This window comes from Pseudanabaena sp. BC1403 (assembly GCF_002914585.1).
GTDB lineage: Bacteria > Cyanobacteriota > Cyanobacteriia > Pseudanabaenales > Pseudanabaenaceae > Pseudanabaena.
The window spans coordinates 98,088-122,742 of record NZ_PDDM01000013.1 but is presented as its reverse complement, the minus strand read 5'-3'; the positions used below and the strand labels follow the sequence as shown (position 1 = coordinate 122,742).

Genomic DNA, 24,655 nt, shown 5'->3' with positions numbered 1-24,655 from the left:
TTCCTGTAAAGTTAAGACTTAAAGCACATAAATTCGGATTTAGTTGCACTCGAGAGTCTCGCGGGTAAATCTACCAGTTACAGGGTTTTGTCCTTTCGCTGATTGACAGAGCTTTAGACGAACTGGTGGACGTAAATCTACATCCGTAAAGTCTGCACCATCAATTATCACATTATTGAAAGAAGTACCGTAAGCAAATGAGCCTTGAATTACGGCATTGGTTAAGTTTGCCTTATCAAGGCGGGCATTATCAAGCGTGCTATAGCTGAGATTTGCTCCTGTCAGATTTGCCTCTTTCATATTGGCGGCAAAAAAACTGACTCCTTGAGCGTCAGCATTAATAAATGATGTATTTCGCAGATCAGATTCATTAAATTGATAGCCTTGGAGTGAGCGTCCCGAAAAGTCAGCTCCTTCCAGAAAAGCTTTAACATATACATCTGCTAAAGCTGGGTTAGCTCCTGTCAAGATTAGGGCTAAACACAGCAGCATATTTATTGCTTGGAAAATAAAATTGCGTAATGTAAAAACTGTGATTTTCATAATCTTTATGATAGCTGAGTCTTAAGATTAAGTTTATGGCAAAAGAAGTAGGCGATCGCGGGGAGATACTAGTAGCCCAACTGCTAAAGGCTAATGGTTGGGAAATTTTGGAAACCCAGTGGCACTGTTGTTGGGGAGAGTTGGATTTGATTGCTTGTGATCGCCAATGGTTGCTATTTATTGAAGTGAAAACCCGCAGCGATCGCAATTGGGATGCTGATGGCAGCCTAGCAATTACACGCAAGAAACAAGCCAAACTAATTAAATCCGCATCTACATTTTTAGCGCAAAATCCACAGCTATCTTCACTTGCTTGTCGGTTTGATGTTGCCCTAGTCCGCCGCACAAAAGCTGCTGATTTTTGCTTACAGACATATATTGAACAAGCCTTTGACGCATATAGCAATGTAAGAGATAGCTAGGACAAATCAAAACCTAAATTAATAAAGGCGGAGCTTTGCTCCGCCTTTATTAATTTGGGCTTTATGTCCTAAGCAAAGCTTATACCAATTCACAAAAGTGTGGCAACACTTTCGTGAATTAAAAACCAAACCCAGTAAGGGTTTTAAAAACACAAAATGGCGTAGCCATTTTGTGTTTTGGTATTACATTGCTGTAGTTATAAAAAACTTGGTTGATTTTGCTCAACAGAATCTGGACATTGCTCTCCTATACCTAAAGCATCGATATATTTGGGAATAGCTTGATCAATTGTGTAATGACGTTCTAGTAATTTGCGGGCATTTTTGCCGAGCTTTTCTTGGATGTGCGGATTATCGGCTAGCCAGCAAATATAATCTGCTAATTCTTGTGCATCACCATTGTCAAAACAATTACCGCAATTACCTTCATTCACAATTTCTCGCAGATAATTACCTTGGGGGCAAATCACTGCCACAGGTTTTGCGGCAGCTAGAATGCCATAAATTTTTGATGGTGCAATCGTATCGCCAACATGAGGCAAAATACTCACTAACGAGAGATCACAGGCAGTCAAGGAGTATGGCAAAACTTCTCGATCTTGGTAAGGCAATTGCAGCGCATTGGGTAATTGCCCTGAAGCGATCGCCTGTTTAATAATCTGTGAACCTACCCCATTACCAATAAATACAAATTTGATGTCGGTGCGGCTAATTAGTGATTGGGCACAATCGAGGATTGTTTGACTATCGTGACAGCGTCCCAAATTACCTGAATAAAGAACAACAAAGCAATCAGTTAACCCATAGAGCTTGGCAAACCAATTTTCTGATTTTGTGATCGGGACAATAAATTTAGGGTCAGCCCAGCTATGAATAACGTGGATCTTTCCTGCAAGATTTTGATGTTTTTTAATCAAAAGTTGCTTCATTGGCTCACTGAGAACGATCAATGATTCTGATCTATCCCAAACCTTACGGTTTACAAATTCCCAAAATTTGACGATCCAATGATCGAGAGCAACTACTTTTAAGCGAACTGCTACTTCAGGATAAATGTCATAAATAATGCAGCTATAGGTATGACCAAAAAATTTATTGTAAAACCATCCAATTAATCCCAAAAATGGTGGTGCAGAAGTTAATACTAAATGTGAGCCACGAATATCTTTGCTTAGACACTTAACTACACATCTCGCTATAAATAAGACACTGCCAAGAACTTTGTTGCGAATGCGTTTAGACATCAGATGAATAGAGCCAGTGCGCCGCACAAATACCCCGTTGTCATGCTCTTCGTGCTTTACATTTGTCTGTCTAAACGCATAGCCTGGCATCCCAGTAAACACACTTACTTCAAATCCTTCTTGCGCCAAAGCCCCTGCTAAGTCATATATAAATTGACCAGTTGCTGCATAGTCTGGTGGATAAAATTGAGTAATGATACTTATGTTGGTTTTGCCCTGTTTTTTGTCAGCCATTATCTCACTCGTTATTCTTTTTTAGTCTTCACCTGCTACAACTAGCCACGTATCAGGTCATATGTAGCAATTTTTATTTGCCAAGGCGATCGCTTGCATTAATTAACGCGCTCCGAATACCAAGCTCAGTCATGGAGTGCCCAGCATCAGGTACGACAATAAACTCAGCTTCTGGGAAAGCTTGATGCAGTTCCCAAGCCGTAAACATCGGACAGACCACATCATAACGACCTTGGACAATAGTTGTGGGAATATGCCGAATGCGATCAACATTTTCGAGAAGCTGCATTTCTGACATAAAAAATCCTTGGTTAACAAAGTAATGGCATTCAAGTCTTGCAAAGGCATCAGCAAATTCTGCTGACCCAAAGCGAGTGATTAATTCTAGGTCAGGGATGAGCTTACTAGTGCTGGCTTCCCAAATTGACCAAGTGCGAGCTGCCTGCGATCGCAAATGCTGATCATCACTAATGAGTCGGCGATAGTAAGCGGCGATCATATCGTGACGTTCATCTGTAGGAATTAGTTCAACGTATTGTTCCCAAGCTTCAGGGAAAAGATAACCTGCGCCCTCTTGATAAAACCATGCTAGTTCTTTACGACGCAGCATAAAAATGCCCCGCAAAATTAAGGCTTGGCAATATTCAGGATGGGCTTGACTATAAGCAAGAGCGAGGGCACTGCCCCAACTGCCACCAGATACAACCCAGTCATTGATATTGAGATATTTACGTAAAGTTTCAATATCTTCGACTAGATGCCATGTGGTGTTCTCTGTGAGTTCAGCATGAGGTGTACTTTTGCCACAGCCACGCTGATCAAATTGGACAATCCGCCATAAGTCAGGATTAAAATATTGACGATAGAGTGACTGACTTCCTCCCCCTGGTCCTCCGTGCAAAATTACTACAGGCTTACCTTGAGGATTTCCCGACTCTTCAAAATAAATGGTATGTAAATTTGATACCTTAAGTAGTCCCTGTCTATATGGCTCGATTGCTGGATATAGTTCGCGCATAAAGTACTTTTTAAAGGATTTATAGCTATCGCCAAGTGTGATACTACTTCACAAAAGTTTGGCGACACTTTTGTGAGATGAAAATCAATCCCAGTAATGGTTTTGGAGACACAAAATAGCGAAGCCATTTTGTGTCTCCAAAATCCAAGAGAGTTGCCGCGCTTTGCGCCGCTGAACATGCATTGCGATCGCGATATTGCCTGATTAATTTATGGAAGTGCCTAATATAGCAACTTAATGCCAAAAAAACAGAAAGAGCGCGAGGCGCTCTTTCTGTTTTTGCTTTTATTTTTGCTTTTATAAATGACTTTCAGTTTTTAACATACGTTTATAGGCAAGCCAACCTGCGGCGATCGCTACGACGAAAAAACCAACCAAAAACCGAAGATGTATTACCATATCTGGATTTGAAAGGGTTTTGCTATCAGTTGAGAGGGCTGTAAATGCCTCGCTCATGTGATAGACAGGATTAAACTGAGTAATCAAAAGTAAATCTTTTGATAAAAATGTGGTTGGAAAAAATGCTCCTCCTAAAATCAAGAGCGGTACGCCCACGCCTGCGACCAAAGAGTTGACATCTTCGACCTTACGCGCAAATTTTGTTGCTAGCACAAAGCCAATGCCCACATATGATCCAATGCTCGCCAAAATCACAAAAATCCCCAAAGCGATCGAGCCACTAAAGCGGACTTCCCAAAACGCAGCAACTGTATAAATGATTAAGGTCTGTCCAATACCGATCGCTGCGTAGGCTAAGAAAATACCAAGAAAGTATGAAATTCCATTGATCGGTGAAATTAATAAACGCTTAATTGTCAGGCTTTCTCGCTCTGAGACAATTGTGGACATTGTGCCACCAAGACAACTAAAAAATAAAGCTGAACCGATTAATGTTGCGGGGGCAGATAGTTTAAAGGATTCAACGGTCGTAATTTTTGAACCTTCTGCCAAGACAAAGCCGTTCAGTAACAGCATCGAAATGGGAAAAATCACCCACAAGAGCAAAGTCCGATATGTGCGAAATAGTTCTAATAAAATACGTCGCCCGATTGCGATCGCTTCATACCCATAGTTCATGTGAATTTTTTAGTAATTGAGTGGCTAGCTATGGTAATTATAAGTAGCGGTGGCAAGAAGCTCTGCTCACTCTTTTAGTAACTGCTAGTAAGAGATAAAGAACAACTGTGTTAAATGGCAAAAACTTTCTCAGCAAATATCTAAAGCGCATAGCTATCATTGCTATAGCAATTTATCTCGCCTTTAGGTTGCAACAGACTTTGCAATTATTGCTGACTAGTGTGTTTTTAGCAGGAGCGATCACACCAATAGTTGAGCAACTCGCTAGTCTTCGCATTAGGGTTAATCGCTGGAAAATTGGCTTAAATCGAGTATGGGCTGTGGTGATCCTCTACCTGTTTTTATTGATAGTTATCATTTTAGCAATCACTCCAGCCCCTCAGATTATTCTGGAACTTGGACAATTTTTTATTAAACTGCCAAATTTGTTAGAGCAGATTCAATTGCCCAAAGGGGGAATGTTTAATTTTAGTCAAGACCAACTCAGTCGCATTTTGCAAACGCAGCCATTGATCGACCAAGCTCAAAATTTTGGCAAAGATATCGTTGGGCAGACTTTTGTATTTACTTTGCAAATTGTGAATGCGATCGGGGTTGGCATTTTGAGCATGTTGATTGCTGCTTATATGGTGATTCATTCTGATAGTTTGGTGCGTAGGTGTTTACGTCCTTTTTCTAGTGAGATTCGCCAACAGGTAGAAATTTTAATCCCGCCGATTACCAGATGTCTCGGAGCCTATGTGGTGGGGAGGGTTGGCACTTCTAGTTTGCTCGGCTTCTGCACATATTTGACGCTCTCTATTTTTGGGATTCCCTACTCAGGAGCATTGGGGCTATTGGTCGCGATCTCCAATCTCATTCCTTATATCGGTGCACTGATAGCTCTAGGCGCAATTTTTATCGCGGCATGGGGCGTTGATTTTAATAAAGGTGCGATCGCTATATTTATTTGCTTTGCACTTCAACAGATCGAAGCTTTTATCCTTCAGCCTTGGCTAGTTGCACCTTATTTAAATCTTGATGCTTTTGAGCTTTTGCTGTCAATAATAGTTGGGGCGGAGCTTTTTGGCGTAGTTGGTGCAATCATCGCCCCGCCGATCGCAGGGACAAGCAGAATTCTTTTCAAGCATTTTACTGCTAGTCCTATGGACGATGATCCTGATCATAAACAATAAAAAAGTCGTTAAGCGACCTTTTCCAGCGCTTTGAACTCAAACCCGAACAAAAAAATTAAAAGCGTTGCGAAACAACGCTTTTAATTTTTTTGTTCGGAAATTGCTATAAGTTCTAAAGAAAAAACGCAACGCTTAGCATCGCGTTTTTTCTTTAATAAACCTGAATCCATTCATGGATTTCGTAATCAGTCCAAATGCCATTCTGCCAATAAATATCGGCTTCAACCAACTGCCTCGCCGCCGCTATATCGGGTGCAACATAAACTGCAAATACTTTGGTCAAATCTTGAGTTGGACCAATTGTTAGTAATTTGCCAGATTCATACATGGCTTTAATGTTATCAAGATGGACTTGGCGAAAAGGTGCACGTTTTTCCAGCACATTTTCGCAATAGCTGCCCCACACTACAAATTTTTTAAGTTCAGTGCTCAATTTTCTACCGATCCCTATAGATATAAATTCACTACTTCAAAATAATAGAGGCGTGCAAAGCTCGCCTCTATTATTTCTCTATTATTTTATTTATGAATTATTGATCTTAGTTAAAAAACAAGCGATCAACAATTAAAGCAACTGTGGTCGCAAAAGCAGTCACTCCGATCGCTACAAAAATATTTTGACCTTGGCTGACACTAAAGCAGGCAACTGCTCCCGCGCCTAAACCTGCTGTAACTGCAGCAACCACAGGATCTTTAGTTGATTTATTGTACATTTTAAAAAATACCGACTATTTAGATAAAAAATTTTGATGCTTTAATGATTGCTAGCCTACAATAGCTACTCAATTGCGTTGATAGTTCTCAATAATTCTTCTTGCTAGACAGCATTTTCGTAATATTCAGTTACACAACAAATCCCACGATCACTCATAAGACAAAGGCGGCGCTTCGCGCCGCCTTTGTCTTTTTGGTTAGGTTACTGTCTATAGATAGATATCGCGATCGCTAATATCGCTTACCAAAAGATGTCGCCAAATATCTGTTAGATTTATATATGTTTACAAAGTCAATTTAATAAAAAAATTTTATGAGCTTACTGATCGTTGGTGCGACAGGTACATTAGGTCGTCAAATCACCCGTCACGCACTGGATCGGGGGCTGAAAGTTAAATGTTTTGTTCGTTATCCTAAAAAAGCAAACTTCCTCAGAGAATGGGGCGCAGATCTAGTAGCTGGTAACCTAAACAATGTTCAAAGTCTAGATGATGCGCTTGAAGGGGTCACCGAAGTTATCGACGCAGCAACAACTCGTGCTACGGGATCAATGCGAATTAAAGATGTCGATTGGCTTGGTAAAGTTTCATTGATCCAAGCTGCCGAACGTGCGAAAGTTGAACGCTTCGTCTTTTTCTCAATTCTTAATGCCGAAAAATATCCAAATGTCCCACTGATGGACATTAAATATTGCACCGAAAAATTTCTTGCATCCACGGATCTCAACTACACAATTCTCAAGCCCTGTGGATTTTTCCAAAATTTGATTGGTGAATATGCGATCCCCATTCTAGAGAATCAAACAATTTGGATCGGTGGCGAATCTTCACCGATCGCTTATATGAACACTCAAGACATCGCTAAGTTTGCCGTTCGCGCTTTAACTGTCAAAGAAACTGAGCGTCAATCCTTTGCGATCGCAGGGCCTAAAGCATGGCAGCCCAGCGAAATTATCAAGCTTTGCGAAAGAATGTCTGGACGCACTAGAAAAACTGCCAATATGCCCATCGGATTGCTCCGCTTTGCACGTAAAGTCGCTCTTGGTTTTGAATTTGGCTGGAGCTTTGCCGAGCGAATGACCTACGCTGAAGTCCTCGCCAGTGGTATTCCTCTGGATGCAGATATGAAGGAAACTTACAAAATCTTCGGTTTGGAAGAGGAAGATATGACAACTCTAGAATCCTATATGCAAGATTACTTTAGCCGCATCCTTAAGAAGTTGAAAGAATTAGATTACAAAGAGCCCAAAATTAAAGCTCCTTTTTAGAGCCTAGAGCTTTGAGTGTGTGCTTTGTACATCCTCTACTTTTAAACTTTATTGCTATATTTGAAGTAGAAGATATAAAACAGCTCTCAAGCAACATTCGATTAACGAGTGGTAACAAACCAAATAAACCCAATAATTTAAATCATGAGTAAATCACCTTTAGACGCTTTCTTTATTGGTAGAGCCACTGCTGAGGCTGTAATTGATCGCATTGAAGAAAAAGTAACCGATGCCCTTAGCGCCTTAGGCAAATTTGATGCCGAACAACGCGAACAAATCCGTACTTTTGTCGAGACAATTTTAGAAAAAGCCGAACAACAAAGGGGAACTGTGACAACAGAAGATGGCGATATTGCTCCCGATGAGCTACAAGAAACTATTGATAATCTTCGCGCCGAAATTGCTCAACTAAAGTCTGAACTACAGCAACATCGAGACCAATAAAAAAGAGTGCTTGGCACTCCGTTCTTTTATGAAATCTTTATGATCAAAGCCCCGCATCGCGGGGCTTTGATGTTTTTAACGAGATGTAGGTAGAGAAGGTGATGCTTTAGGTGATGCAGTGGGAAGAGGACTAATATTATTTGGCGAAGCACTAGGCGAAATACTAGGCGAAGCACTAGGTAAAGCGCTAGGCGAAGCACTAGGTGAAGTCGTAGCTGATGGCTTCACTTGCACTGGTTGAGCTTTTTTCTTTTCCCCTAAAATGCTAGGACTACCATCATCAAATACACCCGCAATGCAAGAGATCATTAGGGTTGCCAAAGTTCCAACAAACAGAGCTTTCCACCCTAGGTCAGAAATATCACGACGGCGCGACGGGATCAAAGCGATCGTGCCACCCACAAAGATTCCTACAGAGGCTAAATGCGCGAAGCCAGATAAGGCATAGCTGACGATGATAACTGTGCGATCGCTAATTAACCCATCCTTAGATGCTTGAGCCAGAGCCTGATAGGGTGGGATTGCTGTTTCTAGCAAGCGCCGACCAATAATCACCGAAGCTGTCCAAGAATCATCCAGCGATACCCCTGTCATTAAAGTCAAAGGATAAAATAAGGCTCCTTGAATATTTGGTAGGTTAACCACCTTGAAAATGTCGCTGATAGTTGCCAACCAGCCAAAAATTTGATTAACGAGATCGACTAAACCTACGATTAAAATTAAAATCGCAGCGATCGAGGCAGCCATTTTCAGACCATCTAAAGCGCCAATAATCGTGGCATCCATCGGACTCATCCGTTTCATCGTCTCACCACCCGCATTTTCGAGTTCATCATCCTCTTCAGGTTTCTGAGACTTATCTTCCTTAGGAATCCCGCCCATCGTAAGGGGCACACCTGTCTCAGGTACAAGGATTTTCGATAGCACAAAACAAGCGGGGATAGCAATAATTGAGGCTGACACCAAGTGACCTAAGATATTGGGGAAAACGGGGCGCAAAAAGCTAACATAAATTGCCAATGTCGAAGAAGCCGCCGTCCCAAAGCAACAAGCCAAAATTGCACATAGCTCACTGCGAGTCATTTTTGCTAAATACGGCTTAACTACGATCGCAGCTTCAATACCCACAAAAATATTTGCCGCACCGCTCAGAGCCTCAGCACCACTCAAACGCATTGTCCAGAAGAACAATTTGGCAAACACATCCACAATCTTCTGGATAAGACCTAGATTTTCTAGCAACGCCATAAATCCTGAGAAAAACACTACGGCAGGCAAAGCTCGAAACGCAAACACATAGGACAAGCGATTCGTCGTGCAATAATTAGCTGCGGCATTCGCAACACTCGTCAAATCATCCAATAGAACCTGTCCTGGGGGGCAAGTGCCATCAGGACGTAACGGCAACAACACATAAGGTTCTTGTCCAGTTGGTGGCACAAGCAAACGTCCAAATACGAATCTAGCGCCAGTATCTGCCGAGGCAAAGATACCATCCAATAATTCACTAAACCATCGTAAACCCTCTCTAGTTTGCGGCTGCTGAAAAACTAGATAGCCCAGCACTAGTTGTAAGCCAATACCCCAGATAATGACTCGCCAAGGGATGACTCGGCGATCTTCAGAGAAGATCCAAGCGACAAAGCACAAGCCAAAAATGCCAAAGAAAGAAACAAAATTTAGGTAGGTCATGGGCGTTTGAGGGTGAGATTAGTCAACATAGATAGCCAAATCAAAAAAGTACTCAAAAAGCTAATTAAAAAGTAAATGAGTTTTACAGTTGCAAAATTCGATCAAAATGTTACGATGGTAAATGCTTTAAACCATGTCATTTCGCTAAAAGGAATAAACTGTGGCAAATATCAAGTCCGCCAAGAAGCGCATTCAGATCGCTGAGCGCAACCGTCTGCATAATAAATCATATAAGTCAGCCGTCAAAACTTTAATGAAAAGCTATTTAGAAGCAGTTGATGCTTATAAGGCTAATCCTTCGCCTGAAGCTCTAGAAGCTGTTAATGCTAAACAGTCTTTGGCTTATAGCAAAATTGATCGTGCTGTCAAGCGTGGAGTTCTTCATAGCAATACTGGCGCTCGTCGGAAGTCTAATCTTGCTGGAGCCCTCAAAAAAGTTACTGCAACAAATTAGCACTATTCAACTAGCTATAGATGAGCGTTTTCCGAACGATAGTAACTAAGATTATTTAGGTGTCATATAGCACAGGTGACTTTGCTTATCTTTGCTATAATTTCAGTTCGGACAACGATCAATTAAAGATTAGTTACTTTGGGCTTGCGGTCTTACAGCGTATTGCTGACGATCCGAAATAATCGGGCAGGTTGTAGAATAATCGCTTTTCCCTACAGTTTTCTACGTCTGCGATCTTTGAGTTCTTCTCAACCTGTCTAGCTTATAGCTGTGAGTTAAACCTAGATGTCTAATTCTGATAAAGATAGATTCTTGAATCCCATCTCTAATTTTAGAGGCGAATTTTCGCCACAAAATTTAGCTTTTAATGCTAACCTGCAAGAGTTTACAAATCGTATTTCGATCATCTGTGCCTTAGAAACTGGTGGTAAGATTTCTTCAAATGAAGCTTATCGGCAGATCAAGGAACTCTGGATTAAGTTAGATACATCCAGACAAAATCTTTTGGGCGATGACTAATTTATCTTGAAATGCTATCTCAGAGTAGCTTGTCAACTTTTTTATACCCGTACCATAGACATAAATCTACGAAAAGATTGTTTACAATCTTTAACAAAGGTTTATACTAATAATAATTAACTTCATTTTGCTGATTTCTCCCATTGCATGACTATCCAAAGCAATCTAATCTTTGGAAGCTGAGGTTTTCATAGAAAAACTCATTTTAAACCGCTTAAAATTTAGGGCAGAGATGTCCTTCGGCTTTGTTAGTGATTGTTTATCCCGTGCGATTGGCAGAATAGGCGAACTGTTCTTAGAACAAATTTGCTGCAAATCTTAGGATCATCCATGCCCTCATCTTTTCTTACTCTCGGTATTTCTGAAGCACGAGTTGCTAAGCTCGAATCTATTGGCTTTACAGAGCCTACTGCTATTCAAGAGCAGGCAATTCCTCAACTGCTCGCAGGAGCAGATGTACTAGGTCAAGCGCAGACTGGTACTGGCAAAACGGCAGCTTTTGCTCTGCCAATTTTGGAGCGTTTGGATCTTAATAGTGATTCATTGCAAGCGCTAATTTTAACTCCAACTCGTGAATTGGCTATTCAAGTTGGTCAGGCGATTCGTAGTTTTAACACCAAGCCAGGTGCGAAAATCCTGACTGTATATGGTGGATCTGACATCAGTCGCCAAATGATTCAATTGGAGCGAGGTGTTCATGTGGTTGTCGGTACTCCTGGTCGAGTGATCGATTTAATGGAGCGTGGCAAACTCAAACTAGAAAACCTTTCTTGGTTTGTTCTTGATGAAGCTGATGAAATGCTCAATATGGGCTTCATTCAAGATGTAGAAAGGATTTTGGTGACAACTCCTTCTACTAAGCAGAGTACTTTCTTCTCAGCTACCATGCCACCTGCGGTCAAACGCTTGGTGAAGAACTTCTTGAAATCACCTGTTACTATAAAGGTTGAGAGTCAAGACTCTACGCCTACTCGCATTGACCAACAGATTTATTTAGTTCCCTATCATCTGACTAAAGAAGAAGCTCTGTTGCCTATTCTGGAATATGAAGCGCCAACCTCAGCGATCATCTTTGTTCGTACTAAGGATTCAGCTAGTAGATTGACTGAAGTTCTGCAATCTTCTGGTCATAGTGTCGATGAATATCATGGCAACCTTTCACAATCCCAGCGTGAAGCTCTGTTACGACGCTTCCGCAATCAACAAGTTCGTTGGGTTGTTGCAACTGACATTGCTGCGCGTGGTCTAGATATTGATGGTTTGACTCACGTATTTAACCTTGATATTCCTGATGATCCTGAGCGTTATGTTCACCGTATCGGTCGGACTGGTCGTGCTGGTAAGAAGGGAATCGCGATTACTTTAATTTCTGGAAAAGAGCGCTACAAGTTGCGTCAACTGGAACAGCAAGTTGGTATGCCTCTTCCTCCTCAGCCTTTGCCTAATGTGGCTCAAATTCAAGAGCGCCGCATCGGTCGTTTCACAGAACAAATCCTAGAAGCGTTGACAGGTGAGCGTTTGGCTTCTTTCTTGCCTTTGGTATCTCAATTGGTTGAGGATTATGATCCTCAGGCGATCGCAGCTGCGGCATTGCAACTTGCCTATACCCAACTGCAATCTGATAAAGCTGAACAAGCTGCATTACAAGTGTTGGCTAAGCAACCTCATAACCCTGAAGGTGGTCGTGGTCGCGATCGTGATCGTGATGGCGGCGGCGGTTCCTACAGTGGTAGACCCATCAAACGTGGTCAAGGCGGAAATGGTTCTCGCTCTGGTCGTGATGGCGGTGGTCGTGATGGTGGCGGATATGATTCGCGCCGTTCTTCTTCTGGACGCGATCGCGCTCCTATTCCCGCTCCTGTTAAGTATTAATTTATCAATTCCATTTAAAGTTTCTCAAAGCTAAACTTTAAATGCGATCTATTTAGAAAAAACTTTATTTAGTAAAGTTTTTTCTAAATAGATGAGAAGGATTCACCCAATTGATTGATATCTTTAATCTGTAACTTAAGAGACAATCTTAAATAAGTAATCTCAGCCCAAGCCATTTGTAGAAGGTTCTTGAATAAAGAATTCTCTCAAGAGGCTTGGGTTCAATATTTTATTGGTCATTCATTGGTCATATTGGAGCCATGCAGTCCTTAACTACCTTCTCAAACCTTGATACTCGCCTTCGCAAAAATCTGGCTGCGATTTTTTGGGCTGGTCTATTTTTCTGGTCGAGCATGGCATCACAGTTGCCGACTTTACCTCTCTATATCCGCAGCTTGACACAGTCTTTCGATCAAATCGGGATCATCATGGGATCTTTTGCGATTGGCTTGCTCGTGTGTCGTTCCTATCTTGGCAAGCTTTCCGATCGCAAAGGTAGACGCTACACAATGAGAATTGGCTTGATCGTAGCGGCTATAGTTCCTTTATGCTATGCCCTATTACCTTCTATCCCTTTATTAATATTATTTCGCGCTATTCATGGCATTAGTATCGCAGCGTTTGCGGTGAGCTATAGCGCTCTGGTCTCAGATCTTGCGCCAATTGAGCAACGCGGCGAAATAATTGGCTATATGAGTTTAGTAAATCCTTTGGGTTTGGCGTTTGGCCCTGCGATCGGTGGCTTGATGCAAGAGGCTTGGGGATACCAGCCTCTATTTGTCACTGCATCTTTGCTTGCCTTTGCGGGATTGATGTTGACAACTCAAATTGAAGACGAAGGCTATGAGCGCGATCGCCAAATCACCTCAGCCACTATAGTAAAGCCAAAATTTTGGCAGACTTTCCTTAATTCTAGAGTGAGAACTCCATCTACAGTTTTGTTGCTAGTTGGTTTATCTTTTGGGACGCTTAGTGCATTTATGCCAATTCTGATGCAGCAAAAGCATATTGCTCTGAACGCAGGTTTATTCTATATGGCAGCCGCTCTGTCTGGATTTATCATTCGCTTCCCTGTTGGAAGACTCAGTGATGAGTGGGGGCGAGGTTTATTCATTTCGATTGGCATCTTCTTTTACGGATTATCGATGGCAATCATCTATTTTGCTAGCCATGATTATGAGTTTTTACTATCGGGAATTGCTGAAGGAATAGGTTCAGGTATTGTGATTCCTGCAATCGTGGCTTTACTTGCCGATCGCACGATTCCACAAGAACGAGGCTATGTATTTGGGATGACTTGGATCGGCTTTGATGTGGGGATCGCTGTTGCTGGGCCAATTATGGGCAAGTTGATTGGTTTTGTAGGAATCGTCAATATCTTTGCGATCGCTACAGGGCTTTGTTTTGTTGGACTGGTTGTTTTTGCTACGCAGTCTAACAAAACTGTATATGAGTCGTTTAGATTTGCGATCGGTAAGTCAAGCGATCTCCATGCTGTTAAACCCTTAGCAATTCGTGTTTAATTCTGTGAGACAAAAAAATAATGACGACGCTTTACGCCGTCATTATTTTTTTGTCTCATATAGAAATGTAATCTTGTCTTAGGACATAAAACCCAAATTAATAAAGACGGAGCGAAGCTCCGTCTTTATTAATTTGGGTTTTGATTTGTCCTAAGACAAGTGACTGCAACTATAGATTAGATTCTATGACAATAGTTTTAGTTAGACATTGTTGGTGAGATAGGTTCAGAAGGTTTAGTCGCACCAAGTTCGCTCTGTGCTGAGGATGCAACCGATCTAGGCTGATAAAGTGACATAGAGCCTACAATTGGAATTGCAGAGGGACAACTATCAGTCTTATACCAAACGCGCTTACCCGATGTTAAACCTTCGCTAGCAGGACTTTGTTGCACTGTACAATTCCTTTCGGTGTCATGAATTGCAAATGCACTCATGTTTTCGGGTAAGCCTTGACTGACTACATCTATATAGCGATCGCGATAGATTCCCTGAATAATATTGCGATTGTAGAGACTAGCTGAAGTACCTACTTTGAGTGCATATTTGTCAATCATCCAACTTGGAACGAAGTATTTGTGTGATTCTCCTGCGCTGTTTTTAAATGTGACAATATTTCCAGACATCTTTTCGATTACCTGAGAAGTAGTGCTGTCTAGATACTCTCCCATAGTTTGAGCCTTGACTGGTGTGGCTAGTGTTGTTGAGGCGATCGCGATCGAAATCACGCTAAAACAGCAACTTAGAATAATTTTTTGCATAGTCTTGAATCTCCAAAAATGTGATTTGACTTGTATTTTGTCTTCCACTTCTTTACGATTACAGAACTATGGTTGAACTAATGTATGAATTGGTTGACTAAATCACAAAACTTATCTTCTGAACAGATACTCCCTTCCTATTCAAAAAATTGACATATAAAATCAAGAATTGGTGGGGCAAAGCGCCGCCTCACCAATTCTTGAACGGGAAGAAGTTAGGAAAGATATGAGCCAGATTTACGATTTTTTGGCGGGTTGGAGTCATAATTGCTTTAGAAACCATTTAAGAATTACTTTCTGTGGTCAAAAGCTCTAAGAGATCCCCCTCAATCCCCCTTAAAAAGGGGGAAGAATTTAATTCCCCCCCTTTTTAAGGGGGGCTGGGGGGATCTAGATAATTCTTAAATGGTTTCTTAAGCTCATGCCAAACCATCACATGCTTATGGCTTCAGAAAAGATTCCACTACTTTCACATTTTCAGAACTGCCTATAATTAATGGAGTGCGACTGTGCAGTTTTTTAGGGACGACATCAAGAATCTCTTGAGTTCCAGTAGTTGCGCGACCACCTGCTTGTTCAATTAGAAAAGCTAAAGGAGCGGACTCGTAAAGTAAACGCAATTTCCCATCGGCATGACCAACTGTGCCTGGATAGAGAAATACACCGCCTTGAAAGAGGATGCGATGAATATCAGCTACTAACGCTCCAGAATAACGTGCAGTATTTCCTTCTTGGCGATGCATATGTCTTACATATTCACGCATTGGCTCTTCCCATTGCCAGAAGTTTCCTTCATTTACACTATAGATAGAACCTTTAGCAGGAATATGGATATTCTCTTGAAAGAGAATGAATTCCCCAATACTAGGATCGAGGGTAAAAGCATGAACTCCATTACCTAGAGAATAAACTAGCATTGTGCTTGTACCATAGAGGATATAACCTGCACCGATTTGCTTGCGTCCTGACTGCAATAAATCTAGAGCTTCTCCAGAATTGTCAGCTCCTTCTTGTTGACGGATCGAGAAGATCGAGCCGATCGCTAAATTTACGTCAATATTGCTAGAGCCATCAATAGGATCATAAAGCAAGGTATAGCGACCGATGGGGCAATTCTCAGGAATGTAGTAGGGTAACTCCATTTCTTCGGAGGCAAGCCGACAAACTAAGCCACTCTGCTCAAAGGCGCGGAGAAAGACACGATTGGCATAGTGATCCATGTTTTTGACCGCTTCGCCTTGGACATTTACTTCGCCTGTGACCCCTAGTACATTTTCTACTAAACCTGCGCGGCTAAGATGGCGAGCGATCGTTTTGCCTGCTAAACCAATCCGTCCCATTAATGCACTCAGATCGTATGACTCAGCCGAAAATGTCCCAAACGTTGAAAGAACATGCTGAGAAAGTGTCATAAAGTCTCGTCCAAGGGCGATCTCTTCAGCGGGATTGAGTCTGGTAGAATCAGTCATGGGTGCGATTACCTTAAAGTCTTCTTCTCTATTATTAGCCAAAATTTATAGCATTGTGCCAACGCAATAATAATTATGAGCATCTGTCCTAGTTGTAAAGCTGCAAATCCTGATAGCCACCAATTTTGTCAATTTTGCGGCGCTAAAATTGCTATAGATATCGTCTTAAATATTCTTGGAGAAGAGGCTCTACAACCTTCCTCAGTGCCAACAAGACCATTGAATTTAGAGTCTGTATTAGACACAATCAAAATTCAGGTAAAAGATTTGGCATCTTCTCAATTGGTGAGCGACATAGAAAAATCATGGGATGGCTCAGAAGATCTGGAGGAATTGCCACTGGAGTTCAATTTAGAAGACTTTGCAGATGTTGATTCAGAAACATCGATGATTGTATCTTCCACAGTGCAGTTACAGGATATAACCTATGCTGGCAAGACCGATGTGGGAATACAACGCGATCGCAATGAGGATGATTTTGTTACGGTTTTTCAAACTCGCAGCATTAATGGCAAAAGCCAAATTAGCGATCGCAGTTATCGCGGTTTGTTTGTGTTGTGCGATGGTATGGGTGGGCATGACGGTGGCGAAGTTGCGAGTGCGATCGCGGTTAATTCGATTACTGATCAGTTTCGCCCATTTTGGATCGACACTTTGCCGGGGGAGAAGAAGCTTAATGAGATTATCTGCAATGCTAATCAAGCAATTTTCATCAAGAATGAAAATGAAAAACGGAAGTCTCTAGGCAGAATGGGAACAACTCTAGTTGTTTTAGGAATTCATGATCTAGATGTTGTAATTGCTCATGTTGGTGACAGCCGTATCTATAAAGTTACTAATAGCCCTAATCTCGAATCAGAATCAAAATTAGAGGCAGAACCAAAATTAGAACAAATCACACGCGACCATGAGGTTCTCAATCAATTACTGGATCTTGGTGTTGAGCCTGAAATAGCGCAGTCTAGACCTGATGCTCATCAGCTTACTCAAGCGCTTGGTCCTAATCCTAGTGATCGCCTTGAGCCCTCGATTGAGTTTTTTACGCTGACCGAGTCAACCTTGTTTCTACTGTGTTCTGATGGTTTGTGTGACAACGACGTGATCGACGATAATTGGCGATCGCATTTATTACCAATTTTAAATAAGGAAGTCGATCTGCAAACTGGTTTAGATAGACTCATTGAGTTAGGAAATAACGTCAATGGTCATGACAATCTCACTGCGGTTTTGGTGTTGTGTGAGCTTGGATAGATGCGATTCATAAAATAATGACGCTTAGCGCCATTATTTTATGAATTTTAAATGCCTTTCTACACGGGCTTCAATCACAATGTCAGGATGATTGTATTGCAGATATTTCTCTAATAATTTAATATCTGGCCATTCCCAAACATAAACAGTCTTAGCAAAATATTGAGAAATATAGGGCTGTAAGGCAATAAAAAATGAATCTCTAAAAATCAACGCCTTTGGTGCATCAATTCGACAATCTGTAAAAAAGGTCGCCTTCATCTGATCTTCAGGGTGCTTCTCTGCAATTTGTTTGTCGCATCTGGGTAATGGTTTACGCAGTTCAGGAACCATCTCTTTAAGGAAGTAAGAAATATTTAACATATTAGCAATATCCCCTGACTTGTATTCTATCAATCCAAAATCTTGCCAAGAGTAGTTAATTGGATTAAGATTTGGATAAACTTTCTGGATGGTGCGGATAATTTCATGCTGTGCGATCGCAGCGCCAAAATTGTTCCAATGAGTATCAGTTTTATAAAATAATTGTCCCTGTTGCTTTGCTGCCAGCAATGCAGGTCTTAAATCTAGGACTGTTACCTCCGAATCTTTCATATATTCTATTAGTTGATCTAGGCGGGTTTGTTTCCCAACTTGACGAATATGCTCAGGCATATACTCTGAATAAATAGAGTATTTGTCAGGCACAGCTACAAAGAGATAGGAGATTCCCTGTTGCTTCAGCCACTTATGCTTTGCTTCTAATCCGATTTTCCAGCTTCTGAGTTCTTCTGGAGTGAAGGGATCATTTCTCCGATAATCCTCAAGACTGTTACCTTCCGAAGGATTAACATAAAATAACCAATCATCTAATCCAATCAGCACTTTAGGATTTGAGGAATTCTTTAATATGATGCTGTATAAAGAATAAACCTGAGTTAACTGATCGCGTAATCCGAAATGATCATTAAAGAATGATTCAAACTGTGACGGGAATTTAGTCATGCTTTTTTGATCCCACTTCAATTCGGGAAACTCAGCAAGTTTACGTTTTTCCGTCGCTGATTCTTTGCGATTATGAGTTAAAACTAAAGGTAAAAACAGCCCGATTACAAAAGTCACAATCAATAGATTGTCAAATATCCGAGATGCTTTGTTTTTAGAGTTTTCTGTGTGCATGGAGCAAACTGTCTAGAGACTTAAAAGCGATAATAGATAAATGGATTATATGTTCCTGCGGCTAAACTGGCGGCGGAAATCAGAAATAGGCTAACTAAAAGTGAATAATATCCACCGTATAGAACGGGCTGAAGATGACTAAATTTTGGAGAAATAATTTTCTTTTGTAATTGGATTGCAACCCAACTTGCTATGGGAGTTGCCAGTATACTCCCCATTATTAAGTTAATTAGGGTCTTCAAATCAAAATAGAGCATGGTGAAATGATTGACTCCATTGGCATCAGTAATCCCGATCATGCTTCCTAAATATTGAATTGCTTGACTCACGGATTCTGCTCGAAAAAATACCCATGCAATCATCACTAGTAATAATGTATATAGATGTCGTACTGGTATCCATAAGCGATCGAGATATTTGTGCCAGCCCAATCTTTCAATTACCAAATAAGCTCCATGTAAGGCTCCCCAAATGACAAAATTCCAACTTGCGCCATGCCATAACCCACATAGTAAAAACACAATCCACAAATTGAGATAAGTCCGCAGTGAAGAGCCACGATTGCCACCCATAGGAATGTATAGGTAGTCGCGAAACCAAGTGGACAGGGAAATATGCCATCTTCGCCAAAAGTCACGCATAGATTGGGCAATATATGGATAATTAAAATTCTCTAGAAATTCAAATCCAAACAGCCGTCCCAATCCGATCGCCATGTCGGAATATCCTGAGAAATCAAAATAGACCTGTAATGTGTAGCAAGCAATTCCTAACCAAGCCATGCCTGTAGTGACTTCATGCACTGGTACGGCAAAGATTTTATCGGCGACTTCTCCTAATGGATTTGCTAGCATCGTTTTTTTAGCTAATCCAAAAATAAATCTCTGAATTCCCGCAGAAAACTGTGGTCTGGTGACTGTCCGTGACACAATTTGCTTAGCGACATCATGATAACGAACAATTGGACCTGCAATGAGTTGCGGAAATAGGCTAACGTATAGCCCACAATTAATGGGATTTAACTGCACATCTGTTTCTTTCCGATAGACATCGATCACATAGGACATTGCTTGAAAAGTAAAAAAGGATATGCCAATGGGCAGTGGAACTTGAGAATATGCGATCGCAGGAATTGAAAGATTTTGCAGAACTACGTTGAGATTATTGACGAAAAAATTAGCGTATTTAAAATAGAATAACAATCCTAAATTACTGATAATTGATATTAAGAGTATTTGATGTTCTTTAATGACGGTAAGCAGTTTTTGACGATGTAGATGTAATAGCACTCCCGCCATATAGTTCAGCAAAATAGAAAAAATCATCAGGAAAACATAAACTGGCTCTCCCCATGCATAAAAGATCAAGCTCATGATCAATAGAAAAATATTCCTTAGATACAGGAGCTTTGAGCTAATCAGAAAATATCCTGCTAAGGCGATCGGTAAGAATAAAAACAAAAATAATGCTGAGGCAAAAATCATATGAGAATTATTTAATTACGAATTACGAGATTTTTTAATTACGAATTACGAATTACGAATTACGAGTTAAAATTTCTTGATTTATAATGCGTAATTTATAATTTCACTCATAAATGAAACTTGAAAATGTAGTCCAAACAAAAAGTTACGCCTTCGCAGTGCGGATCGTCAAACTATATCAACATCTAATAAACACGAAAAAAGAATATGTGCTGTCCAAACAAATATTGCGATCGGGAACAAGCATCGGCGCGAATGTTGAAGAAGCGATCGGCGGACAATCAAAAGCTGACTTTATCTCTAAACTTTCCATAGCGTATAAAGAAGCCCGTGAAACAAGCTACTGGTTAAGATTATTAAAAGATACCGACTACCTGACATCAAAAGAATTTGAAAGTATATACCCCGATGTAGAAGAACTATGTCGCATTATAGGCAGCATTCAAAAAAGTACAAAGGGAAATTGAAAATTACGAATTACGAATTTAACAACTCGTAATTCGTAATTCGTAATTCGTAATTAAAAATCTCAAAGCTCTATCGGAACTTCTGTAAAAAAACAACTTCTCGCGCCAGTGTGACAAGCAATATCGCCAACCTGCTCAATTTTGACCAAAATCACATCGCGATCGCAATCGTAATATAGTTTTTTTAACTTCTGAATATGCCCCGAAGTTGCACCCTTATGCCATAGCTCTTGACGCGATCGGCTCCAATAATGCACTTCACCAGTCGAAACCGTTAATTCCAGCGCATGACGATTCATCCATGCCATCATCAAAATTGTGCCATCTTGGTGATCTTGCGCGATCGCAGGAATCAATCCTTGAGCATCATATTTAAGCGTCTCAATCCAATTGTCAGGCATTTTTTAGCTATTACATTGTTCAGATAAATTATATAGCAATGCAATATACAGCTAGGACAAATCAAACCCCAAACTCAAAGTGGCGGCGCTTCGCGCCGCCACTTTGAGTTTTACCTTACATTTCTATACCAAGCATTCTTGCAATTGTTGTTGAAGCAACTGTGCATCAAGATTTCGACCAATGAGAACTAATTGATTGTCAATAGGCTTCTTGCGATGGTCATAGTTTAGCTCGTAGCGCTTTCCACTCAATTGAAAAATAAAACGCATATCTTGAGCGGAAAAACTAAGAACCCCTTTAGCTCTAAATACATCAACGGGCATTACCTTATCAAGGAAATAGGTGAATTTGTCTAGATCAAATTGGCGATCGCTTTGAAATGAGACAGAGATAAATCCATCATTGGCTAAATGGTCAGAGTGGTGATGATGTTCATGTTCGTGATGCTCATGTTTATGATGCTCATGTTCATGGTGTTCGTGATGCTCATGTTTATGATGCTCATCCTCGTTCTCTACTTGATTATAAGCACTAGTCTCGGCTAGATCCACATCTAGGATTAGAGGTAAGGGAACTTCACCATGTTGCGATCGCAAAATTCTCGCCTTAGATTTAGTCTGGCGAAGGTATGCCTCCAATAGATCAACTTGTGCTTCTGGGACTAAATCCGTTTTGTTTAGCAATACTATATCGCCGTATTGCACCTGACTAAGTGCTGCTTCACTACCAAAATGATCGGCAGTAAATGTCTCCGCATCGATCACTGTAAGGATGGAATCGAGGCGCGTTAGATGTTTTAGTTCTGTTCCCAAAAAGGTCAAGGCGATCGGCAGAGGATCGGCAACGCCAGTTGTCTCGATCACCATATAATCAATTCGCTCATGCCGTTCTAAAACGTTATATACAGCATCAACCAAGCTGTCATTGATCGTGCAGCAAATACAACCATTGCTAAGCTCCACCATGCCATCTTCAATATCGACAAGTAACTGTCCATCAATGTTAATGTCGCCAAATTCATTCACCAAAACCGCCACTTTTAAATCTTGACGATTTTTGAGAATTTGATTGAGAAGTGTCGTTTTTCCACTACCCAGAAAACCCGTAACAATCGTTACAGGCATTCCTCGTTTAGGCACATCTAGTTGAGAATTTTGCATGATTTTTTAGTGGCTAATTTGATTCGGATTTACCGTGATTTTGTGTTTTAGCGCCAATCGCATTTTAAATACAAAAACTAAATACCAAAACTAAACATAAAGGTATTAAATTCTCTTCAATGCATACAAGCGAGAAAATCGGATTTTAGTTGCTCTGAGTCAAGGTTGCGCCCGATGAATACTAATTCATTCTGACGATTCTCATCTGGATTCCATAGGCGATCGCGTGTAGCGTCAAATAACATATGCACACCTTGAAACACAAACCGTTCCTCAATTCCTTTGATATTGAGAATTCCCTTCATCCTAAAAATATCTACACCTTGTTCGCGAAGTAGCCTGCTAATCCAAGCATTGACCTTGGGTAAATTAAGTTCACCTACTTCCACGATCACGACAGATTTCACCGTATCATCATGTTCGTGGGCATCTTCGCCGAGAAACTCAGGATCGATTTGCAATGCTCGATCTAGCTGAAATGCACCAACGCCTAAAACTGCATCCATCTCAATCTCAGAGTTTTGAGTGCGATAGATTTTACACATCAAGTTCATGGATTTAATGCGTTGTTCTAGCTCTAGTAGCTCTGCTTCACTTACCAGATCAGTTTTATTGAGTAAAATGATATCCGCAAAAGCGATTTGCTCCTGTGCTTCTTCCGCATCCCAATGCTGAGAGATATGTTTAGCATCAACGACGGTGACCACTGCATCTAGTTTGGTTTTGGCGCTGACATCTTCATCAACAAAAAAGGTTTGAATTACTGGGGCAGGATCGGCGAGTCCTGTCGTTTCAATTACTAAATGGTCGAACTTGTCACGGCGGCGCATCAAGTTCGTAATAATCCGAATCAGGTCACCGCGAACAGTACAGCAAATGCAACCATTATTCATTTCAAAGATTTCTTCATCGGCATTAACTACCAATTTATGATCGATGCCCACTTCTCCAAATTCATTGACAATCACAGCAACTTTTTTGCCATGTTCGTGAGTGAGGATGCGATTGAGCAAAGTGGTTTTGCCTGCACCGAGATAGCCAGTTAAGACGGTGACAGGAATTTGAGAGAAGTTTGTAGTCATAGGTTTATACAAGATTATCGATTTGGATTTGGATTAGCGATCGCTTGCACCACATCGGTATAGGCGATATCGGGAATCGCCTTGTGAATCCGAATTATGCGATGGGGACTAGTCATCACGGCGATCGCTGTCTGAATAGGTGGACAACCAGAGTCTTGGCATTGCAGTTGATTGATTGAGATAACCGTGTGGCGATCGATTTGCAGGATTTCATATAGCCAATCCTTGAGCTGTTGTAATTGCTGTGGGGAAACTTCAGGTTTTCGAGGGAACAGGTCTATGGACATACAGGATCGCGACAATATGACGCTGAGGTGTTTTAATTATATCAATAATGATAATCATTATCAAGCTAATAAGTGTCTGTACGAAAGAAATTATCCCAACCCGTAGGATTGCGTCCCATTGGGACGCAATCCTACGGGTTGGGGTTGCAATAAATAAAAAACAAAAAATATGTTAGAAGTCGAGCATCTAGGAGTCAGCTATCACGATGTCAGTGCAGTGGATGATGTCAGCTTTGTGATCGCTTCTGGGCAAATGGTGGCGGTAATTGGACCGAATGGGGCTGGCAAAAGTACAGTTTTCAAAGCCATTTTAGGATTAGTTCCAGCTTCTAGCGGTCATGTACGCTATCGATCGCGATCCTTGCACCGACAACTCCGCAAGGTTGCCTATGTGCCGCAGCGATCGCAGGTCGATTGGGATTTTCCTGTGACTGTATGGGGAGCGGTGATGATGTCTCGCACCCGCCATCGCAATTGGTTGGGCTGGATCAAGAAGTCTGGTTGTCATTGTGAAAGCATTGTTAAATCAGCACTTCATCGTGTTGGTATGTGGGACTTGCGCGATCGCCAAATTGGTGAATTATCAGGTGGTCAGCAGCAAAGGGTATTTCTCGCTAGAGCGATCGCCCAAGAAGCAGAATTACTATTTTTTGACGAGCCGTTTGTGGGCGTGGATAAGAAAACCGAAGCCGTAATTTTTGATGTGTTTGCTGAATTAAAATCTCAAAACAAAATTCTGTTAGTGATTACTCACGATCTTGGTTCCAATTTAGATAATTACGATCGCCTGTTGCTGCTGAATAAAGAACTCATCGCTGAAGGCGATCGCGATGAGGTGATTACCACCCAAAACATTAAACGCGCCTATGGCGATAGCGTGATTTTGATGCAGAAAGAAGTTACCTAACTTGAACAGCGCTTCGCGCCGTTCAAGTTAAT

General features: G+C 41.1%; 26 protein-coding genes. 11 read left to right on the top strand and 15 right to left on the bottom strand.

Annotated elements, in window-relative coordinates; all coding sequences use genetic code 11:
- Positions 1-39 precede the first annotated feature (39 nt).
- Positions 40-543: a pentapeptide repeat-containing protein gene (locus CQ839_RS13475; protein WP_103668800.1), complete on the bottom strand. Its 504-nt coding sequence runs from the start codon at positions 541-543 to the stop codon at positions 40-42.
- A 35-nt stretch (positions 544-578) separates the two neighbouring features.
- On the opposite strand from CQ839_RS13475, the gene CQ839_RS13470 reads away from it, so the two are divergent.
- Positions 579-965, top strand: a complete 387-nt coding sequence (locus CQ839_RS13470; protein WP_103668799.1) for a YraN family protein — start codon at positions 579-581, stop codon at positions 963-965.
- 197 nt (positions 966-1,162) lie between these two features.
- Here the strand turns inward: CQ839_RS13470 and CQ839_RS13465 are convergent, their stop codons facing one another.
- The 3 genes from CQ839_RS13465 to CQ839_RS13455 all read right to left on the bottom strand — a co-directional run bounded on the left by CQ839_RS13465 (position 1,163) and on the right by CQ839_RS13455 (position 4,538).
- Positions 1,163-2,443, bottom strand: coding sequence for a glycosyltransferase family 4 protein (locus CQ839_RS13465; RefSeq protein WP_103668798.1), 1,281 nt, complete (start codon positions 2,441-2,443; stop codon positions 1,163-1,165).
- 73 nt (positions 2,444-2,516) lie between these two features.
- On the bottom strand, positions 2,517-3,461 hold the full coding sequence (gene pip / locus CQ839_RS13460; protein WP_103668797.1) for a prolyl aminopeptidase: 945 nt from the start codon (positions 3,459-3,461) through the stop codon (positions 2,517-2,519).
- A gap of 297 nt (positions 3,462-3,758) precedes the next feature.
- Positions 3,759-4,538 carry an ABC transporter permease gene (locus CQ839_RS13455; protein ID WP_103668796.1) on the bottom strand — a complete coding sequence of 260 codons (780 nt, stop codon included), beginning with the start codon at positions 4,536-4,538 and terminating at the stop codon, positions 3,759-3,761.
- Between the two features lie 107 nt (positions 4,539-4,645).
- On the opposite strand from CQ839_RS13455, the gene CQ839_RS13450 reads away from it, so the two are divergent.
- Positions 4,646-5,713, top strand: a complete 1,068-nt coding sequence (locus CQ839_RS13450) for an AI-2E family transporter (protein WP_103668795.1) — start codon at positions 4,646-4,648, stop codon at positions 5,711-5,713.
- Positions 5,714-5,864: 151 nt separating this feature from the next.
- Here the strand turns inward: CQ839_RS13450 and CQ839_RS13445 are convergent, their stop codons facing one another.
- Positions 5,865-6,146, bottom strand: a complete 282-nt coding sequence (locus CQ839_RS13445) for a YciI family protein (RefSeq protein ID WP_219817780.1) — start codon at positions 6,144-6,146, stop codon at positions 5,865-5,867.
- Between the two features lie 106 nt (positions 6,147-6,252).
- Positions 6,253-6,426 carry a hypothetical protein gene (locus tag CQ839_RS25145; RefSeq protein ID WP_181016196.1) on the bottom strand — a complete coding sequence of 58 codons (174 nt, stop codon included), beginning with the start codon at positions 6,424-6,426 and terminating at the stop codon, positions 6,253-6,255.
- 314 nt (positions 6,427-6,740) lie between these two features.
- On the opposite strand from CQ839_RS25145, the gene CQ839_RS13440 reads away from it, so the two are divergent.
- A complete protein-coding gene (locus tag CQ839_RS13440) occupies positions 6,741-7,694 on the top strand; it encodes an NmrA family NAD(P)-binding protein (protein ID WP_103668794.1) in 954 nt (317 codons plus the stop codon).
- Between the two features lie 144 nt (positions 7,695-7,838).
- The gene (locus CQ839_RS13435; RefSeq protein ID WP_103668793.1) at positions 7,839-8,138 is read left to right on the top strand and encodes a DUF6825 family protein; all 300 of its coding nucleotides are present in this window, start codon (positions 7,839-7,841) and stop codon (positions 8,136-8,138) included.
- Between the two features lie 75 nt (positions 8,139-8,213).
- Here the strand turns inward: CQ839_RS13435 and CQ839_RS13430 are convergent, their stop codons facing one another.
- Positions 8,214-9,830: a NupC/NupG family nucleoside CNT transporter gene (locus tag CQ839_RS13430; RefSeq protein WP_103668792.1), complete on the bottom strand. Its 1,617-nt coding sequence runs from the start codon at positions 9,828-9,830 to the stop codon at positions 8,214-8,216.
- A 160-nt stretch (positions 9,831-9,990) separates the two neighbouring features.
- On the opposite strand from CQ839_RS13430, the gene rpsT reads away from it, so the two are divergent.
- From rpsT to CQ839_RS13410, 4 genes are all read left to right on the top strand, one after another.
- Positions 9,991-10,284, top strand: coding sequence for a 30S ribosomal protein S20 (gene rpsT, locus CQ839_RS13425; protein ID WP_103668791.1), 294 nt, complete (start codon positions 9,991-9,993; stop codon positions 10,282-10,284).
- A 285-nt stretch (positions 10,285-10,569) separates the two neighbouring features.
- The gene (locus CQ839_RS13420) at positions 10,570-10,803 is read left to right on the top strand and encodes a hypothetical protein (protein WP_103668790.1); all 234 of its coding nucleotides are present in this window, start codon (positions 10,570-10,572) and stop codon (positions 10,801-10,803) included.
- 330 nt (positions 10,804-11,133) lie between these two features.
- Positions 11,134-12,675 (top strand): DEAD/DEAH box helicase, encoded by a 1,542-nt coding sequence (locus CQ839_RS13415; protein WP_103668789.1) that lies wholly within the window; start codon positions 11,134-11,136, stop codon positions 12,673-12,675.
- 215 nt (positions 12,676-12,890) lie between these two features.
- Complete coding sequence (locus CQ839_RS13410; protein ID WP_258040731.1) at positions 12,891-14,198, top strand: MFS transporter; 1,308 nt, start codon at positions 12,891-12,893, stop codon at positions 14,196-14,198.
- A gap of 197 nt (positions 14,199-14,395) precedes the next feature.
- On the opposite strand, the gene CQ839_RS13405 is transcribed toward CQ839_RS13410, so the two are convergent.
- Positions 14,396-14,956, bottom strand: a complete 561-nt coding sequence (locus CQ839_RS13405; protein WP_103668787.1) for a hypothetical protein — start codon at positions 14,954-14,956, stop codon at positions 14,396-14,398.
- A gap of 440 nt (positions 14,957-15,396) precedes the next feature.
- Positions 15,397-16,425, bottom strand: a complete 1,029-nt coding sequence (fbp, locus tag CQ839_RS13400) for a class 1 fructose-bisphosphatase (protein WP_103668786.1) — start codon at positions 16,423-16,425, stop codon at positions 15,397-15,399.
- A gap of 75 nt (positions 16,426-16,500) precedes the next feature.
- On the opposite strand from fbp, the gene CQ839_RS13395 reads away from it, so the two are divergent.
- Positions 16,501-17,676, top strand: coding sequence for a protein phosphatase 2C domain-containing protein (locus tag CQ839_RS13395; protein WP_103668785.1), 1,176 nt, complete (start codon positions 16,501-16,503; stop codon positions 17,674-17,676).
- 33 nt (positions 17,677-17,709) lie between these two features.
- Here the strand turns inward: CQ839_RS13395 and CQ839_RS13390 are convergent, their stop codons facing one another.
- Both CQ839_RS13390 and CQ839_RS13385 read right to left on the bottom strand, forming a co-directional pair.
- The gene (locus tag CQ839_RS13390) at positions 17,710-18,834 is read right to left on the bottom strand and encodes a hypothetical protein (protein WP_103668784.1); all 1,125 of its coding nucleotides are present in this window, start codon (positions 18,832-18,834) and stop codon (positions 17,710-17,712) included.
- A 20-nt stretch (positions 18,835-18,854) separates the two neighbouring features.
- Entirely contained in the window at positions 18,855-20,318 is a 1,464-nt protein-coding gene (locus CQ839_RS13385) for an MBOAT family protein (RefSeq protein WP_103668783.1), read from the bottom strand.
- Positions 20,319-20,431: 113 nt separating this feature from the next.
- Here CQ839_RS13385 and CQ839_RS13380 point away from each other — a divergent pair, with 113 nt between their 5' ends.
- Positions 20,432-20,785, top strand: a complete 354-nt coding sequence (locus CQ839_RS13380) for a four helix bundle protein (protein WP_103668782.1) — start codon at positions 20,432-20,434, stop codon at positions 20,783-20,785.
- Between the two features lie 62 nt (positions 20,786-20,847).
- Here CQ839_RS13380 and hisI read toward each other — a convergent pair whose 3' ends face one another.
- The 4 genes from hisI to CQ839_RS13360 all read right to left on the bottom strand — a co-directional run bounded on the left by hisI (position 20,848) and on the right by CQ839_RS13360 (position 23,716).
- On the bottom strand, positions 20,848-21,186 hold the full coding sequence (hisI, locus tag CQ839_RS13375; protein WP_103668781.1) for a phosphoribosyl-AMP cyclohydrolase: 339 nt from the start codon (positions 21,184-21,186) through the stop codon (positions 20,848-20,850).
- 123 nt (positions 21,187-21,309) lie between these two features.
- Positions 21,310-22,347 carry a GTP-binding protein gene (locus CQ839_RS13370; RefSeq protein WP_103668780.1) on the bottom strand — a complete coding sequence of 346 codons (1,038 nt, stop codon included), beginning with the start codon at positions 22,345-22,347 and terminating at the stop codon, positions 21,310-21,312.
- Between the two features lie 116 nt (positions 22,348-22,463).
- Positions 22,464-23,429 (bottom strand): GTP-binding protein, encoded by a 966-nt coding sequence (locus tag CQ839_RS13365; protein ID WP_103668779.1) that lies wholly within the window; start codon positions 23,427-23,429, stop codon positions 22,464-22,466.
- Between the two features lie 14 nt (positions 23,430-23,443).
- A complete protein-coding gene (locus CQ839_RS13360; protein WP_103668778.1) occupies positions 23,444-23,716 on the bottom strand; it encodes a hypothetical protein in 273 nt (90 codons plus the stop codon).
- Positions 23,717-23,885: 169 nt separating this feature from the next.
- Between CQ839_RS13360 and CQ839_RS13355 the strand changes: the two genes are divergently transcribed.
- On the top strand, positions 23,886-24,623 hold the full coding sequence (locus tag CQ839_RS13355) for a metal ABC transporter ATP-binding protein (RefSeq protein ID WP_103668777.1): 738 nt from the start codon (positions 23,886-23,888) through the stop codon (positions 24,621-24,623).
- The last annotated feature ends 32 nt before the right edge of the window (positions 24,624-24,655 follow it).